This window comes from Chryseobacterium sp. C2(2020), assembly GCF_014218915.1.
In the GTDB taxonomy this organism is placed as follows: domain Bacteria; phylum Bacteroidota; class Bacteroidia; order Flavobacteriales; family Weeksellaceae; genus Chryseobacterium; species Chryseobacterium mucoviscidosis.
Window position 1 is genome coordinate 99,346 of sequence record NZ_JACLCT010000007.1, and the last position, 16,402, is coordinate 115,747.

Genomic DNA, 16,402 nt, shown 5'->3' on the forward strand with positions numbered 1-16,402 from the left:
GTAAATGTTTACCTACACAAAAAGTAGAGGCGTAAAAAAAGCAGAACCGTTAAGTTCTGCTCGTTGTCATTAAATAAAAGCTGATTAGATTGCCATCATAAACGCTTCTTCCATTGCTTTGAATTTAGGAGTAACTAAATCCATATCCTTGCTGATTTTTTGGCTTGTGATTTTAGCGTAAATCTGTGTGGTGGAAATATTTTTATGTCCCATCATTTTGCTCAAACTTTCAAGCGGTACACCCTCTGTTAAAAACATTGTTCCGAAAGTATGCCTTGCCGTGTGAAAGGTTACTTTTTGCTCTGTAATAATCTCTGCCTTTTCAATCAATTTACCTACGTGCGTATTACAGGTTGAATTGGTCGGAACAGGAAAGATAAATTCATTCCTTGTCGTACCCTGATATTTCTCAATGATACGTTTAGGGATTTCCATTAACCGAACGTTGGAAGCAATATCTGATTTCTTTCTCCTGCTGATAATCCATTGATGACCGTCAAAGAAAGATTGAATATTGTTCCTTGTCAGTTTTTTAATATCAGCGTAAGCAAGTCCGGTAAAGCAACTGAAAATAAACAGGTCTTTTACCAATTCATACCGTGGGTGCGGTGGTACGCACATCATCAGCTTTTCTACATCTTCTTTAAGGATATAACCCCGGTCGGTTTCTTCCATATTAATTTCATAATCCTGAAATGGATTATCACGTATCAAGCCTTTTTTAATAGCCTGTTCTGCCAGACTTAACACAGGCATAGTGTAAACCCAAACCGTATTATGCGAAGACTGTAAATCGTAGCGTAGGTAAAAATCAAATTCACGAATAAAATCGGTAGTCAATTCCCGAAATGCCATATCATCACGATGATAGCGTTCTTTGATAAACGTGGTAAGATGATTGTAAACCGTGATGTACTTGTTATAGGTACTTTGGGAACGTTCTTCCTTTTCGACCAATTTTTTAAAATCCTCATTTTGGTCGTTAAAGACTTTTAATATTGCATCATCCATTACACCAACACCCAAAAACGATAGCTTAACTTTTTGGGCGGTTGCAAAGCCCTCGTGCTTCAGCATATCTTCATAAATCTTGTCGATACGCCCACGTATGTTATCCAGTTTCTTATTGATGCTTAATGCCTGCGCACTTTTTCCCTGAACTCTTCCGTGTTTTAAATCCCAATTATTGGGGTCAATTTCTAACTTTGTGCCGAAAGTTTTAGGGGTTCCGTCAATGGTAATACGTGCCATAATCGGGGCATTACCGTTCTTTTTTAGTTCGTTCTTTTTCAAATAGAAAAGCAGTTTGAACGTCGATTTTTTTGTCTGCTCCATAACTCAAATGTTTAACGTTTAAAATTAAATTACATTGAGTTACAAGGGAACATAGAAAAGGATGCAAAAGACTGAAATATAATCAGTTAAACCACATAGTTACCTTTGTCAATCGGTAACGAATTAGTAACCTAACCTTGTCAATTTAAGCCCAAAACCTATCAGACACCGACTTCCGAACTAAGACTACTCTTTTTATAAAGCCTTGTATAGCAAAGGTTTTAACCGTTTTGCTTATTTTTGCTTTTTACTAATCTTTTTTTCATAAAATTAAAACTCAGCGTTTTTCGGCGTTCTCGGGAAAGGAATTACATCTCTGATGTTCGTCATTCCTGTTACGAAAAGAACCAGTCTTTCCAATCCGAGACCAAATCCTGCATGAGGAACAGAACCGAATTTTCTTGTATCTAAATACCACCACAATTCGTGTTCATCAACGTGCATTTCTGCCATTTTCTGCTTAAGAACATCCAGTCTGGCTTCTCTTTCGGAACCACCGATGATTTCTCCGATTCCCGGGAAAAGAACGTCCATCGCAGCTACGGTTTTACCGTCTTCATTCAGTTTCATGTAGAACGCTTTAATTTCTTTTGGATAATCAAACAAAACTACCGGACTTTCGAAATGTTTTTCTACCAGATATCTTTCGTGCTCAGACTGAAGATCGGTTCCCCAGTTTTCAACCGGATACTGGAATTTCCCTTTCTTATTTTCTTTTGAGTTCATTAAGATCTCGATAGCTTCTGTATAAGAAACTCTCTTGAAGCGTTTCGCAATTACATTTTCAAGCTTTTCAATAAGACCTTCTTTGGCTCTGTCTTTTTCAGGCTTGGATTTTTGTTCTTCTTCAAAACGTTTGTCTAAGAACTCAAGATCGTCTTTGCAGTGATCCAATACATATTTAATTACATATTTTAAGAAATCTTCTGCGAGATCAATGTTGTCTTCCAGATTATTGAAAGCCACTTCCGGCTCTATCATCCAGAATTCTGCCAAGTGACGGGTAGTGTTTGAATTTTCTGCACGGAAAGTAGGTCCGAAAGTATAAATTCTTCCCAATCCCATCGCTGCAGTTTCTCCTTCAAGCTGTCCGGAAACCGTTAAATTTGTTTTTCTTCCGAAGAAATCCTGAGCAAAATCGATGTCTCCCTGCTCGTCTCTCGGAATATTGTTCAGATCAAAATTCGTTACTCCGAACATTTCTCCGGCTCCTTCTGCATCAGCTCCTGTAATAACCGGTGTGTTGATGTAGAAAAACTGGTTTTGGTTAAAGAAAGAATGTACCGCAAAACTTACCGCATGACGCACTCTGAAAACGGCTCCGAATAAATTGGTTCTGAATCTCAAATGCGCCTGATCTCTCAAAGTTTCCAATGAGTGTTTTTTAGGCTGAAGAATCGTTTTGTCTCTTTCTTCCGTGAAGTTATCTCCTAAAATGGTAATTTTTTTCGCTAAAATCTCAACAGCCTGTCCAGCTCCCTGACTTTCCACCACTTCTCCTACAATTTTAAGGGAAGAAGCTGTACTGATCTTGCTGATAATCTCTTCGTCGAAATTTTCAAAATCAACAACAATCTGCAAATTATTAATCGTAGAACCATCATTAAGCGCAATGAAGCGATTCGCACGGAACGTTCTTACCCAACCGTAAACCGTAATGTCATGATGTAATACTTTCTTGTAATCCTGTAGGATTTCCTTAATGGTCTGCTTTTTCATTTGTTGATTAAAATTTTTCTGTAAAAATTAATGTCTGCAAAGTTACAAAAAAACAGCGCAATTTGAGGATTACACTGTTTTAATTCAATTCATTTATCAATTAATTACTCAAAAAATTATGCTTTAAATAAGAATCAATTAAAGAAAATCGATTTTTTTCTCTGTTTTCCTTTCCTAATTTTCCATGCATGATAAGAACTCGGAACATCATATTGCCATTTGGGAAGGATTAAAATAATTAAAATTACATCAATGTGCGAAACAAATCCTAAAATAACGGTAAGATAAAAAGTCCATCCTGCTTGTTGAAATCCAATTAAATAGGTAAAAGCGATCAGCAAACTCAGTCCCCACATTTTCGATAAAAAAGCGTGAGTACAGGTCTCTTTCCCGAATTTTAGCCAGCTTATTATATAGCAAAGTGCTTCCATGACGAAAATTAGAGCAACTCCTTTCCATTCGTTTTTTATTAATTCGGCATTCAAAAAGTAAGAAGCAAATCCAAGAGATAGCCAGAATACCAAATCGGTCTGACTGTCTAATCTTCTAAGTTTTTCGGAAGAAACACCCACTTTTCGTGCGATGATTCCGTCGAAAATATCCGTTAATAAACCGAAATACATTAAGCTTAAAATTAAAAATCGGGATTGCTCTCCTTTAAAATAAGCTAACAAAAGGATGATTGGAGCCAAACAAAATCTTGTGGCGATTAATAGATAGGGTATTGTTTTCATTTCAATTGTTTTTTTTAAGATTTAGAAGACTAAATTAAATCCCAAAGAAAATCTGAAACCTGAGGTAGAAAAGTACTTATAAGGTTCGTATTCAATATTATAACCCGCTTCAGCAGAAATAAAATGGTAAAAAACTATTCCAAATTTTGGTGATACCGCATATGGAGTAATTCCGGCGCCGGTATACAAATTGGTTATCATACTTTTTTCTTTAAAATCTGCAACTTTGTAAAAATAATCCAGTTCCGGAATAACAATAAATTTTCTTTCCGGTGTATCCCACCAATTGAAATGCCCTCTTAAACTCACATAATTATTTTCATTAAGAGGAATTTTCGGACCGAAAGAAAGAAAAGATTTATCATTCATGATGGTTAATTCGAGACGAGTGCAAATAATTGATCCTATAATTGCCCAGTCTTTTTTGTTGCCGATTTGTGCGTTTACAAAACTGCAAAAAGACAGCGCAATGATTAATACAAAATTTTTCATGATTGCTTATTTTAAAAATTACACCTCAAAGCTATACTTGAAAAGCTGTTTCATAAATGCGAAAAAAAATTAAAATAAATCTCTACATTTGTGAAAATCGCAAAAACCATGTATCAGGAACGTTTGCTTAAAGAAATCCGAAAAAAGATTGGCGAAAAATCTCTGAATGACGAAATTGCCAACATTCTCAATATCAGCTACGATGCGGCACACCGAAGAACTTCCCTGAAAGCGAAATTCAGTTTAGAGGAAGCTTTGGAACTGGCAAAGTATTTTCAGATTTCTCTGGATCAGTTTCAGACTTCTGACCGGCAGATTATAGTAAGAAAAACAAGTGTTGTTACGGAAACAGAAGATTTAAAATCATTTTTCCAGAACAATCTCAATGTGTTTGAAAACCTTCCTCTTTCAAAAGGAATGACAATCTATTATTCGGCGAAAGACATTCCGTTTTTTTACACGCTTTCAGATTCGATGCTTTCCCGCTTTAAAGTATATGTATGGATGAATCTGCTTAATTCCAAACAGGTTTTCATCCCTTTCCTGCAGTTTTCGCCTCCCGATTTTAAACTCGACACGAAAGAACTCAGGAAGAAATATGAGGAACAGAATGTTATTGAGTTATGGAATAACAGCACCATTTCGAGCATCCTACAGCAAATTTTGTTTTATTCTGAAACGGGACACCTGAAACAGAGTGAGGCTCGGATTATTTTAAATGAATTAACGGAACTTATACAGTATATTGAGGAAAAAACAGAAAACAATCTTAAATTTCAATTATATGAAAATGAACTGATGCATCTTTCCAATGACATCTTTTTTCATCATCCTCAACAGTCACTGTTTGCCATTCCGACCAATATGTTTGGCTATATTCTGATTAACGATGAAAAGACATGTACCGAAACCTTGAATTATTTTGAGCATCAGATAAAAAATTCAAAATCGATGAATACTTCGGGAAACCGGGACCGAAAAATATTTTTTAACCGAATGTATAATCAGATTGAGGATTTGAAAAAGAAACTGAATACTAAAATGTAAGCAGTAAAATTATTCGTCTTTCTTGGAAGGAACCAAGAAAACATCAATAAGACCTTCCGGAAGATGCATTTTGATGAATCTTTCATCTCTGTTCACTTCTAAGATCCAGTCTTTAATAATAGGGATTACCACTTCTTTTCCGTCGAGATTGGTGATAAAGTAAACCTGCGCTGTCTGATCGTTTACGGAACGGATCACTCCACAGTCGTTATCATTTTCATCATGGATATTGTACCCGATGATTTCATGGTAATAAAATTGCTTTCCTGTAAGTTTCGGTAAGCTTGAGAGAGGAAGATAGACGTTTTTCCCCAATGACTGATCCACTAAAGCTTCCGAGGAGTTTTTAAAGGCAATATTAAGAGCATCCAATTTACTCCAGGATGATTTTTCAATAAAAAAAGGAACCAATAATCCGTTGATTTCAACGAATATTGATTCCAGTTTATTGTAAAGCTCGGGTTGATCGGTATCCAATTTAAGGATAACGTTTCCCGCAAGTCCGTGTCTGCGTGTGATTTTTCCTAATAAATAGCAATCTTCTTTACGCATACCGGATTTTTCTTAAGCTTCAGTATTTTCTTCTGTAGATTCAGCAGCAGCTTCTCCTTCTGTAGTTTCTTCAGCAGGTGCATTTGCAGCTTCTTCAGCAGCTTTAGCGTCTGCTTCAGCCTGTGCAGCAGCAGCAACTCTAGCTTCATTTACTTTAGCTTCAGCTTCTAAAGCAGCTTTTTTAGCATCAGATTTAGCAGTAGCCAAACCGTCCACTTTACCTTGTACTTTAGCTTCTTTAGCTTCTACCCAAGCATTGAATCTTTTTTCAGCTTCAGCCTCATCAAAAGCTCCTTTAGCAACACCACCTTGTAAGTGTTTTTTGTAAAGCGCCCCTTTGTAAGAAAGAATAGCTCTTGCAGTATCAGTTGGCTGAGCACCGTTGTTTAACCACTTTACAGCAGAATCAACGTTCAAATCGATAGTTGCAGGGTTTGTAATTGGGTTGTATGTTCCTAGTTTCTCGATGAATTTACCATCTCTTCTTGCTCTAGAATCTGCAACCACGATGTGGAAAAAAGGTCTTCCTTTAGATCCGTGTCTTTGTAATCTGATTTTTACTGACATAATGTTTGAATTTTACGGGAACTCGTCCCAGTTAAATATTTAAGAGTGCAAAGATAATATTTTTTTTCAAATATTCCACCTAATAATTTTCAATTCTTAAAACTGTTTATATATTTGTGATTAAAGTCTTCGAAATGAATGTCTGTAAAAACATTTATATTTATTTTTTCATCGCCTTTCTTTTCTTTTTTCAGGTTTTTTGTTCCCCATTAAACGTTTATGATGAAGGAATTGTTTTGGTTAATGCCAAAAGATTACTTCAAGGAGAAAGGTATTTAAAAGATTTCTGGACTATTTATCCGAAAGGTCAATTCTGGATTTTCGAATCCTGGATGAAAATTTTTGGAGAAAATCTGCTTTCGGTAAGGTGTCTGGAATTTTTAATCGGAATATCATTTGGAAGTTTCTTCTATTTTATTGTCAGAAACCTTATTAAATCTTCGAAAACAGCAGCTTTTTCTTCTCTGATATTTTGCTATTATCTTAATTCCAAATCTGATTTCCTTTTTTTCCCTCCTATTTATAACGCTTTAATCTGTGTCAGTATATCATACTTGCTATTTTTCAGCTACTTAGACAAAAGAAAATCGTACATCCTGTTTTTGTCTTTTTTAGCTCTTCAGGTTACGGCACTATTCAGAATAGATTTTTTCGTATATTCCTTTATTTCTTATATTCTAATTCTTGCTGTATCCATATTTTTTGATAAAGAATTATTCCGGAAAATTTTATTATTCGCCGGAGTTAGCTTATTATTAGCGGCTTGTGCATATTATGCAATATTTACTTCCCAGGAAATCAGTCTATATTTTCAGACTCTCATTGCTGAGCCCGGCTCTCTGATTAAACAATACAGGGTAATTCCAATAAAATCAACATATTACTTATATCCTTTACTATTCGTATTTGCTTTGTCTATTGAATATCGAAAGATAACGGGATCCGAGAAGCAAAAGCCCAATTACAAACTGCTGGTCGTAATTTTTAGTGGATTTTTATTTTTAAATCAGCTGTTTAACAGAGCCGATACGATACATTCTTTGCCTGTATTATTTTTTGGATGCATCATAGGAATTTACTATATCCGTTCATTCTTTAAAAATTTACGTTTTACTCTACCAGAATGGATAAAATATACAACAGCTGTAATCCTTCTTTTTGTTTCTGTTAAAAAAATATATCGGCATAATACAAGGGATTATAACACCGTAAATCTTTTTACAATGCCTTATTTAAAAAGTGATAAAGATTTAACAGATGCTATCTTTTTTATTCAGAACAATGTAAAAAAGCAAGATTACCTTTATATTGGTGTTGACAATCATGATCAGTTTTTGATTAATCAACTGATTTTATACTATTTTTCTCCAGGAAAAATTGCAACAAAATACAGTGAACTGCACCCCGGAATTGCCAATACTAAAAAAGGACAGCAGACAATAGTTGACGAACTTACCAAGAATAAACCTAAGTTTATCATTACAAGTGACGAAAAATCTACAGAGCCAAACAAAAGCAGTAAAGATATGGGACTTAATATTATAGACCGTTATATCGGGGAAAATTACCGCTCATATCCTTACCATAAATCTCATTATAAGATTTTCATTATCAAATAAAATTAGATTACTCCCATATACAGAAACCCTAAACACTTCTGGTTTTCTTCAATGGTTAAAGATTCTTTCAGATGGTCTACAATTTTCGGAGAACTCCAGTAACATCCGATATTATTTGCAGTACAGGTAAGATACATATTCTGAACCGCCATGGAAACTGCTGCGATTTCTTCCCATTCCGGAACCATTCCGCTGAAATTGACAACAATGGAAACTACGGTATCTGCTTTATTGATTTTAAAACCAATATCGTTGTATTTTTTTTCTAAAAAAAGTGTTTCGGGTTGGGTAGATTTGTAAATCGACTGCATTTCTAAAGCCAGTTTTGCTTTTTCTTCCCCTCTGAATATTTTGAAACGCCAAGGTTTTGTACGTTTATGATTGGGAGCTAACGTTGCCGAATGTAAAATTTCGTCAAGAATTTCCTGTGAAATTTCTGTATCTGAATAATCTTTTGGAAATATGCTTCTTCTTTGCTCTATGATTTCTTTTAAAACTTCTGCTTTATTCATGAGGGCAAAATTACGAAAAAGTTGATGGCTGACTGTTGATAGCTGATAGTTTTTAGTTATTGATAATTTAGATTATCCGTTTATTTTAAAAGTTTATTTGTCGTTCTGACGAATATTCAACGTTAATATCACTAAATAGATTCTTCACTCCGCTGCGCTCTATTCAGAATGACAGCAAGTGTTTAGTTTGAAAAATTCATCATTCATCATTCATCATTCATCATTATTAAATGACCTCAATAATTTTCTGATGAATTTTATTCAGTGTAAATTCATCGCCGGGTTTCATGCCCATCATTTTCTTTGCCATCGGACTTTCGGAAGAAATGGCATAGAACCGGTCGCCTTCAAAAAAGAATTCTCCCAAGGAAACCGAAATATAAAACCTTGCTTTATTCGTAATGACCAAAGATCCCAACTGAACTTTTTCGGTGGAATTATTCAGGACTTTAGCCATATTTCTTTTTAAATCGTTTAACGCTCCCAACTGACGCTGCATCTGGTAGATTTCTTCCTGCATCTCTTCTCTCATGCTGTCATATTTCGGAGTCTTTTTGATGTCGCGACTTGCTTCTAATGTAAATTCTATGAAGTTTTTTAATTTTTCGATCTTTTCGGCAATCACGTTTTTTACATAATTTCTTATGTTGTTTTTCTCAAATACGGTCTTCTCCATACATCAAATCTTTATATAAAGATAATATTTTTTCAATAATTCTTATTCGGCTTAACTTAAAATAACAATTTCAAATATGGTACTGAAATTTTAAAATAATTTCTACATTTGTTTTTTTAACGAATAAAAACTAAAAATACCATGTTTAAAGCACCATTTTCTTTCGAGGGAAGAATCAGAAGAACAGAGTATGGACTATCCTATCTTATCTATTTAGTATTTTCTGTTCCCTTCAATCTTTATTTTAATATTAATAATAATGAAGAACCTTCAGGAGTTGTTCTTATTATCTTTTTACTATTGCTTATTCCTTTAGTGTGGTTTATGTTAGCACAAGGAGCAAAAAGATGTCACGACAGAGGAAATTCAGGATGGTTCCAAATCATTCCCTTTTATTCCCTTTGGATGTTATTTGGAAACAGCGACCATGGCCCGAATGAATATGGTCCCAACCCGAAAGGTGAAGGAAATTACAATTCAATTAATGAAATAGGTCAAAAAGAATATTAAATAAATAAGCCTTGCGAGTAATTTCACAAGGCTTTCTTTTTATTTTTCTACTAATTTCTTCAGATTATTAAGTCCTTCTTCGTAGGATTTTCCCATTTGGTAATCCATCATCGGCCGCATTATTTTCATCATCGGATCCTGCTCTGTATCCATCGTCCAGGTTACTTTTGTTCCGTTTCCTTCTGGAGACAAAGCGATTTCTGAGGTTGCCTGTCCTGAAAACGGTCTTTCAAAAATCATTTCTGTTTTCTGCTTTTGGTCTGTAACCAACTCTTTCATTTCCTGACAACCTGCTCCTGCATCATCATTTTTGCTGTCCCAGCAATACTTATCTCCAACCTGACCTTCGTTTCCGGAATACACAATTTTCATATTCGGATCCAGCTTCATCCACGGATTCCACTGATTAAAAGCTTTCATGGAACTGATCTGTTTCCAGACTTTCTCTTTCGGAGCATTCATCACCATCGATTTTTCGTAATGATAGTTTTTGCCAAATGCCACCATTGCGATCAAAGCATAAACAACAATTAATAGTAAAATGATACCAAAAACTTTTAAAAATTTTTTCATCGTTATTAAAATTTAGGGTTATAATTTTTATGATAAGGACACTTCAATTTGCTGTCAAAATTAATCAATCCGGCTTCATCTTAACTTTCCATATGACAAGATTATACAATAGCGTCAATTTTGTCACAACTTCCTTTCAGGCATCATTTTTGAGCTTTTTCGCTGTCGGTTCCGGAGAATCATTAAATTTATAACAATTAAAAATCAGAATATGAATATTTTAACAGAAAAATTTACCACACCATATCATTCAGCTCCATTTAATCAGATCAGAAACGAAGATTACCTTCCAGCTTTTAAAGATTTAATTCAGAAATCTGAAGAAGAAATTAACGCTATCGTTGATAATCAGGATGCCCCGACTTTCGAAAACGTAATTGAAGCATTGGCTTATTCCGGCGAACAGCTTGATGTGGTTTCCAATATATTTTTCAATTTAAATTCGGCAGAAACCAGCGATGAAATCCAAAAGATCGCACAGGAAGTTTCTCCGATTTTAACAGAATATTCTTCAAAAATTTCTCAAAACGAAGCCCTTTTCAGTAAAATTAAAAAAGTGTACGATGAAAAAGAGAAATATAACCTCAACGAAGAGCAGGAAATGCTTCTGAATGAAACGTACAAAGGTTTTGTGAGAAGCGGTGCTTTATTAAATGAAGAAGACAAAGAGAAATTAAAGAAAATCAGCATGGATTTGTCTTTAAAATCACTTCAGTTCGGGCAGAATGTGTTGGCTTCGACGAATAATTATTTTAAACATATCACCAATAAAGAAGATCTTGCGGGAATTCCGGAAGCTATTCTGGAGCAATATGCAGAAGAAGCCAAAGAAAGAAATCTAAAAGGATGGGTGGTAACGCTGCAATATCCAAGTTATATTCCGTTTATGACGTATGCTGAAAACCGCGAATTGAGAAAGGAAATTGCTTTGGCAAACGGTAAAAAGTCTTTCGACGGTGGTGAATTTGATAATCAGAATTTAATTAAAGAGCTTCTTTCTTTAAAACAGCAAAAAGCTGAATTATTAGGCTATAAAAACTACGCAGATTATGTTCTGGAGGAAAGAATGGCAAAATCTCCGGCAAAAGTCATCGATTTTCTGAACGAACTTTTAACCAAAGCAAAACCTTATGCCGATAAAGAAATTGAAGAGTTGAAATCTTTGGCAAAAGCAGACGGAATTGAAGAAATGCAAGGCTATGACCACGCTTTTTATGCTGAAAAACTCCGTAAAGCAAAATATGATCTTAATGATGAAGAATTAAAGCCTTATTTTCCTTTAAATCAGGTTCAGGGTGCGGTTTTCGGATTGGCAGAACAACTTTTCGGATTAACTTTTGAGGAAAGAAACGATATTCCGAAATATCATGAAGAGGTAAAGGTTTATGAGGTATTTGAAACAGGGAGCGGGAAGATGGAAGATGGAAGCAACCATTCTGAAAAAACTTTCAAAGCGCTGCTTTATGTAGATTATTTCCCTCGAAAAGGCAAAAGAGCGGGAGCCTGGATGACGAGCTATAAAAATCAATACAAAAAAGACGGCGAAAATTCCCGTCCGCATATTTCTATCGTTTGCAATTTCAGCAAACCGACGAAGGATACTCCAAGTTTACTCACGTTTCAGGAAGTAACAACTTTGTTCCATGAATTTGGTCACGCCCTTCACGGAATGCTTGCCGATACGCAATACCCTACTCTTTCGGGAACTTCCGTAAAATGGGATTTCGTTGAACTGCCTTCTCAGTTTCTGGAAAATTTCTGCTACGAACCAGAATTCTTAAAAACATTCGCGAAACATTATAAAACAGGAGAAGTTTTGCCGGATGAAAAAATTGAAAAAATTGCACAGTCAAAAAACTTTATGGAGGGTTACCAGACATTGAGACAGCTTGGTTTCGGATTACTGGATATGAATTACCATACTAAAGTCGGAGAGTTGGAGAATAAGAGTGTGAAGGAATTTGAAGATGAATACACAAAAGCAACACAGTTATATCCTTCAAATCCTGAAACGGCGATGAGTCCGAGTTTTTCACATATTTTCCAGGGTGGATATTCTGCGGGATATTATTCTTACAAATGGGCGGAAGTTCTGGATGCAGATGCGTTTCAATATTTCAAGGAAAACGGCATTTTCAATCCTGAAATTGCTACGAAATACAAAGTTCTTCTTTCTTCCGGCGGTACAAAAGATCCTATGGAACTGTACAAGAATTTCAGAGGAAGCGAACCAAAAGTGGAAAGTTTGCTGAAGAGGGCGTTTGGATAAAAACATTTATAAAACCATTAAGTTATTGAGCTTAATGGTTTTATTTTAAAAATCTGTGATGAAATTTCCAGCTATGCTTTAATTATAAATCTGAAACGCAAAGCTTTATATTTAGAGCTAAATATTTAAGCAAAGTGAGGCAGATTTCATCTGCTATGAAGCGCACGTTTCATCATCCGCACATAACGAAAATATGCTTGTTATCTTTCATCTTAAAAATTGTTTTTACTTTGCATAGAATTAAAATTTATATTTGAGAATCCGCTTTAAACCAATTCGAAATTAAAACCATGAAATTAATTAATGATATTGTCTGTCAGGTTTATTTTGACGGCAAATCAACCGAAAAAATTTTTGAACTTTTAAATCTTTATCTGCCTAAATACGAACCGTTGAATTTAGATTATACTTCCAGAATAGATAGTGAAGAAGGCTTTAGCAGCAATAAAGAAATGATCGATTATTTTGTAAGTACAGATCATATTGACCAGACATTTTACTGGAATCAATACATTGACAATCCTGATAGAATTTCGTTTGGCGTTAATATAACTGATGATAATAAAACGGTCTTCAGTTTAACTATTGACGGAACCATTAAATTAGCTGAAATTTATTTAAATGATTTGAAACAAAGGCTGAATTCTGATATCGGAGTTATTACTTTTTTTAATCCTGCCGAATATAAAAATGGGCTTGATTTTAAAATGAAGTATCAATAATTTTCGAAGTTTATTATTAGATTTGAAATAAAAAGTGACAATGTACAATATCAAAGATCTTTACAAAACCTTAGAAGAACGACGACGTCCGGAAGATGTTGCGGAAATGATTGTTGAACTTATGAAAGATCAACTTTCAACTCATGAAAATCAAATTCTGGAAAAAGCAGCAAAAGGATCTCTGAATAGAAATCTGTATGGCTATACTTCAATGTTGGAAAGTTTTGGAATTGCAGTTGGTGCAGAAGTCCAAATTAATAAAGCCATAGAAGTCTTTAAGATTGAAACTCAAGAAACTGACAAATTTGGTAGTAAGACAGAAGATATTGAAGATTTTTTAAATAAGACTTCTCCCCTCATTTTTAAATCTGTTGGTCAGAATAATTTTAAGACAGACAGACTGAACAAAATTCAAAGAAAAGAAATTGGTCTGGATATTTCTAAAAGAAATTACAATAAAAAATGGCGTCTCCTAAAAAGAATCGAAAAGAAATTAAAAACATTAATTCAGGAAACTAAAAAGCTTGAGTTTCAAAAAATTTCAAAACACGGACTAGGTCACACGATAAATTTTGAGGATTTTCAATCTGATCTAAATACTGCCTGTTTTATCGCCTATTATAATGCACGCTGCAATATGAGAAGTGTATTTACCAATCAAAGTCAGGAAAGACCATTTGATGAAATTTGCGAAGTTTTATTCGGAAGATGTAAAGAAAATCCTGAAAATACAAATTGGTGGGCAATTTCTCATATTTACACAAGTGATATAACTTTAAATTATTTAAATGACAAACAAAAAGGAAAACTTTTGGGAAAATGGACATCTATTATTCAGGAAATCTCCGGTTTTTTAGAAGTTCTATGGAATAATAACGATATCAATCGCCAGACAATGGCTGTAAAACGCGGAAATGATTCTACAACCTGGAACAATACCGCCGGAGCATGGAATAAAGCGAGAGACAATTGGATGAATATCATTTATGCAATGGGAATGGATTTTATCCTTGAAGACATTTGCTTTGGAAAAGTCATGAGATTAATGGCTGCAGATGTTGTTGCGTGGCATTATGCAACAGGCAGTAAGATTGATCCTAATACAGAGGTTTGGAATAAGATCCCTCTACCTTGGGAAGTTTTTCAGGAAAAAGCATTTTGCAATAAAAAATTAATTACAGATATTTGCAGAGAAGCAGGAATAGATCCGGAAAAATCAGGATGGATCGCACCAAGAGAACATTCTGTTGCGAAATTTAAACCGACACCCGAACTTGTACACGGTGTAACGGTTTCAAATCCATTTATGGCAACGATTCTAAGAAAGAACAAATTTTTCTCAGGAAAAAATAAATAAAGACAGGTTAATTCAGTGGTAGAATATCCGGCTCTTCTTCCGGATTGACGTAGGTTCGAGCCCTACATCTGTCTTGGTATCTGATATAGCTCAGCGGCAGAGTACCCGGCTCTTCACCCGGGAGGACACAGGTTCGAGCCCTGTTATCAGAACAAAAATTATATTCAATGAATCCTTTACTGTGTTTAAAGGGTCTATCTTTTTAAAGAACACATTTTAATCGCCTTAGTGTATTTCTTAATGAAAATAAAATTTACACTTTTCGTCGCCCTGTTATTTTCTTTCGCTTTACAATCCCAAAGAAGAAATGATTTTCCGTATTCTGATAAAATCCCGAATTGTGACATGATTAAAAATGGAACTTTTTCCAGATATAGCCAAGATAATCGGTTTAAAGTGAAATTTTCTGACAATAAAATGACAGAAATCTATGGGAAAAATACCGTTACGATAGAAAGTAACATAAAAATGCTGAGTAAATGTAAATTTAAAGCGGAAATAAAAAATATAAAAACAAAATATAAAATGCCGGACAGCTTATTTTATGTTGGTAAGAAAACGGAATATGAAGTGGTAGAAACAGGAAAAAACTATATTATTTATGATTATCGGTGCAATGAAGGCAAAAACATTTGTTCGGAAATTTTAGAAAAAAAATAAAAATCATGAATAATATAAACACAAGACTCCAAAACGTAAAAAAACTCCAGGCAAAAAGATGGGAAAATGAAGATCATTGGGATGCAATTAACGATCTTTTAATCAAAGAACTGGATGAAATTTTAGCGCTTGAACCGGAAAATACTTCCGCTTTAATTAATATCGGTGCGATCTATTCTGATATGGGAGAAGACGAGCAGGCTTTAAAATATCTTTATCAAGCGTTGAATCTTGGTTCGGCGGATAAGAATCTTTTTATTAATCTTGCAATTGTGATGACTTATATGGGAAAGCATCCTGAAGAATATCATGAATTTTTAGAAATTGCAGAAGATAAAAAAGAAGATCCGTTTACTTTTAAAGCTCATTTTGATCCTCAGTCCCGTTGAGAATTTTATTTAAAATAATGATTCGGTTTACTAATCAATTCCCAATTTTTCTGTAATTTCAGCATTTTTAAAAAACATAAATAATAACCATCTCCTATGAAGAAAACAATTATTTCAGCATTCTTTATTATCATTTTTTCAGCTCTTAAAGCACAGATTCCGACTGTAAAACCTTCGACTGTAGGTCTGGAGAAAAATTATCAAAACTTCAGCTCAAAAAAAGAAACGGTTGTTCAAAAAGAAATCATAAAGCTGGGTGATTTTAAAGACCTTCATTTTCAGAAAATTGTTCTTAAAGATTTGTCGGATGATTCTTCGCTGAGCGTTTTGGGCATCATGACACTTTCCGAAACTTTTGACAACATTTCCAGAAAGACCATTACTCTGGAAAAAGATGAAGTCGAAAAACTCATTAATGCGCTTGAAAAAATTCAGCAGAACTCATCTTCCAAACCTGAAAACGACACCAAATACAAATACACCACCAAAAGCGGTATTGAAACAGGAAGCAACTACCATGCAGATGTAAAAACATGGGAATATTATCTGAAATTGCCTGCTACATTCTACAGCCAGAATGAAATACAGTTTTCCCAAAACGGACTTGCCGAACTGATAAAATTCCTTAAAACGGCACATCAGAAACTTTAAAAACAAAAACAAGATACC

The 16,402-nt window shown here is 34.5% G+C and carries 18 protein-coding genes and 2 tRNA genes; 11 read left to right on the forward strand and 9 right to left on the reverse strand.

Features of this window, described 5'->3' with window-relative positions:
* Window positions 1–84: 84 nt before the first annotated feature.
* From H6W52_RS06300 to H6W52_RS06315, 4 genes are all read right to left on the reverse strand, one after another.
* Window positions 85–1,335 (reverse strand): site-specific integrase, encoded by a 1,251-nt coding sequence (locus H6W52_RS06300; protein WP_116096887.1) that lies wholly within the window; start codon window positions 1,333–1,335, stop codon window positions 85–87.
* 270 nt (window positions 1,336–1,605) lie between these two features.
* Window positions 1,606–3,054, reverse strand: a complete 1,449-nt coding sequence (gene asnS, locus H6W52_RS06305; protein WP_076396013.1) for an asparagine--tRNA ligase — start codon at window positions 3,052–3,054, stop codon at window positions 1,606–1,608.
* Window positions 3,055–3,188: 134 nt separating this feature from the next.
* The gene (locus H6W52_RS06310; protein WP_116096885.1) at window positions 3,189–3,788 is read right to left on the reverse strand and encodes a CDP-alcohol phosphatidyltransferase family protein; all 600 of its coding nucleotides are present in this window, start codon (window positions 3,786–3,788) and stop codon (window positions 3,189–3,191) included.
* 21 nt (window positions 3,789–3,809) lie between these two features.
* Window positions 3,810–4,280, reverse strand: a complete 471-nt coding sequence (locus H6W52_RS06315; protein ID WP_116096883.1) for a hypothetical protein — start codon at window positions 4,278–4,280, stop codon at window positions 3,810–3,812.
* 90 nt (window positions 4,281–4,370) lie between these two features.
* Here H6W52_RS06315 and H6W52_RS06320 point away from each other — a divergent pair, with 90 nt between their 5' ends.
* Window positions 4,371–5,327: an XRE family transcriptional regulator gene (locus H6W52_RS06320; RefSeq protein WP_241277881.1), complete on the forward strand. Its 957-nt coding sequence runs from the start codon at window positions 4,371–4,373 to the stop codon at window positions 5,325–5,327.
* Between the two features lie 9 nt (window positions 5,328–5,336).
* Here the strand turns inward: H6W52_RS06320 and rimM are convergent, their stop codons facing one another.
* Together rimM and H6W52_RS06330 are read right to left on the reverse strand one after the other, a co-directional pair.
* Window positions 5,337–5,879 (reverse strand): ribosome maturation factor RimM, encoded by a 543-nt coding sequence (gene rimM / locus H6W52_RS06325; protein ID WP_116096879.1) that lies wholly within the window; start codon window positions 5,877–5,879, stop codon window positions 5,337–5,339.
* Between the two features lie 12 nt (window positions 5,880–5,891).
* Window positions 5,892–6,446 (reverse strand): 30S ribosomal protein S16, encoded by a 555-nt coding sequence (locus H6W52_RS06330; protein WP_087705922.1) that lies wholly within the window; start codon window positions 6,444–6,446, stop codon window positions 5,892–5,894.
* Between the two features lie 1,223 nt (window positions 6,447–7,669).
* On the opposite strand from H6W52_RS06330, the gene H6W52_RS06335 reads away from it, so the two are divergent.
* Window positions 7,670–8,065: a hypothetical protein gene (locus H6W52_RS06335; RefSeq protein ID WP_123891942.1), complete on the forward strand. Its 396-nt coding sequence runs from the start codon at window positions 7,670–7,672 to the stop codon at window positions 8,063–8,065.
* A gap of 2 nt (window positions 8,066–8,067) precedes the next feature.
* Here H6W52_RS06335 and H6W52_RS06340 read toward each other — a convergent pair whose 3' ends face one another.
* Window positions 8,068–8,577 (reverse strand): nitroreductase, encoded by a 510-nt coding sequence (locus tag H6W52_RS06340; protein ID WP_076396039.1) that lies wholly within the window; start codon window positions 8,575–8,577, stop codon window positions 8,068–8,070.
* 226 nt (window positions 8,578–8,803) lie between these two features.
* Window positions 8,804–9,253, reverse strand: a complete 450-nt coding sequence (locus H6W52_RS06345; protein ID WP_076396041.1) for a hypothetical protein — start codon at window positions 9,251–9,253, stop codon at window positions 8,804–8,806.
* Between the two features lie 141 nt (window positions 9,254–9,394).
* Here H6W52_RS06345 and H6W52_RS06350 point away from each other — a divergent pair, with 141 nt between their 5' ends.
* Window positions 9,395–9,763, forward strand: a complete 369-nt coding sequence (locus tag H6W52_RS06350) for a DUF805 domain-containing protein (protein ID WP_185144395.1) — start codon at window positions 9,395–9,397, stop codon at window positions 9,761–9,763.
* A 39-nt stretch (window positions 9,764–9,802) separates the two neighbouring features.
* On the opposite strand, the gene H6W52_RS06355 is transcribed toward H6W52_RS06350, so the two are convergent.
* Entirely contained in the window at window positions 9,803–10,336 is a 534-nt protein-coding gene (locus H6W52_RS06355; protein ID WP_228457535.1) for an SRPBCC family protein, read from the reverse strand.
* Window positions 10,337–10,547: 211 nt separating this feature from the next.
* Here H6W52_RS06355 and H6W52_RS06360 point away from each other — a divergent pair, with 211 nt between their 5' ends.
* The 8 genes from H6W52_RS06360 (at window position 10,548) to H6W52_RS06395 (ending at window position 16,384) form a co-directional block, all read left to right on the forward strand.
* Complete coding sequence (locus H6W52_RS06360) at window positions 10,548–12,605, forward strand: M3 family metallopeptidase (RefSeq protein ID WP_116096873.1); 2,058 nt, start codon at window positions 10,548–10,550, stop codon at window positions 12,603–12,605.
* A 290-nt stretch (window positions 12,606–12,895) separates the two neighbouring features.
* Window positions 12,896–13,327, forward strand: a complete 432-nt coding sequence (locus H6W52_RS06365) for a hypothetical protein (protein WP_116096871.1) — start codon at window positions 12,896–12,898, stop codon at window positions 13,325–13,327.
* Window positions 13,328–13,367: 40 nt separating this feature from the next.
* A complete protein-coding gene (locus H6W52_RS06370) occupies window positions 13,368–14,684 on the forward strand; it encodes a hypothetical protein (protein WP_116096869.1) in 1,317 nt (438 codons plus the stop codon).
* 1 nt (window position 14,685) lies between these two features.
* Window positions 14,686–14,758, forward strand: a tRNA-OTHER gene (locus tag H6W52_RS06375).
* Between the two features lie 5 nt (window positions 14,759–14,763).
* Window positions 14,764–14,836, forward strand: a tRNA-Lys gene (locus H6W52_RS06380).
* Between the two features lie 193 nt (window positions 14,837–15,029).
* Window positions 15,030–15,344 (forward strand): hypothetical protein, encoded by a 315-nt coding sequence (locus tag H6W52_RS06385; protein ID WP_123891941.1) that lies wholly within the window; start codon window positions 15,030–15,032, stop codon window positions 15,342–15,344.
* 5 nt (window positions 15,345–15,349) lie between these two features.
* The gene (locus H6W52_RS06390) at window positions 15,350–15,733 is read left to right on the forward strand and encodes a hypothetical protein (RefSeq protein ID WP_123891940.1); all 384 of its coding nucleotides are present in this window, start codon (window positions 15,350–15,352) and stop codon (window positions 15,731–15,733) included.
* Window positions 15,734–15,829: 96 nt separating this feature from the next.
* On the forward strand, window positions 15,830–16,384 hold the full coding sequence (locus H6W52_RS06395; protein ID WP_116096865.1) for a hypothetical protein: 555 nt from the start codon (window positions 15,830–15,832) through the stop codon (window positions 16,382–16,384).
* Window positions 16,385–16,402: the final 18 nt, after the last annotated feature.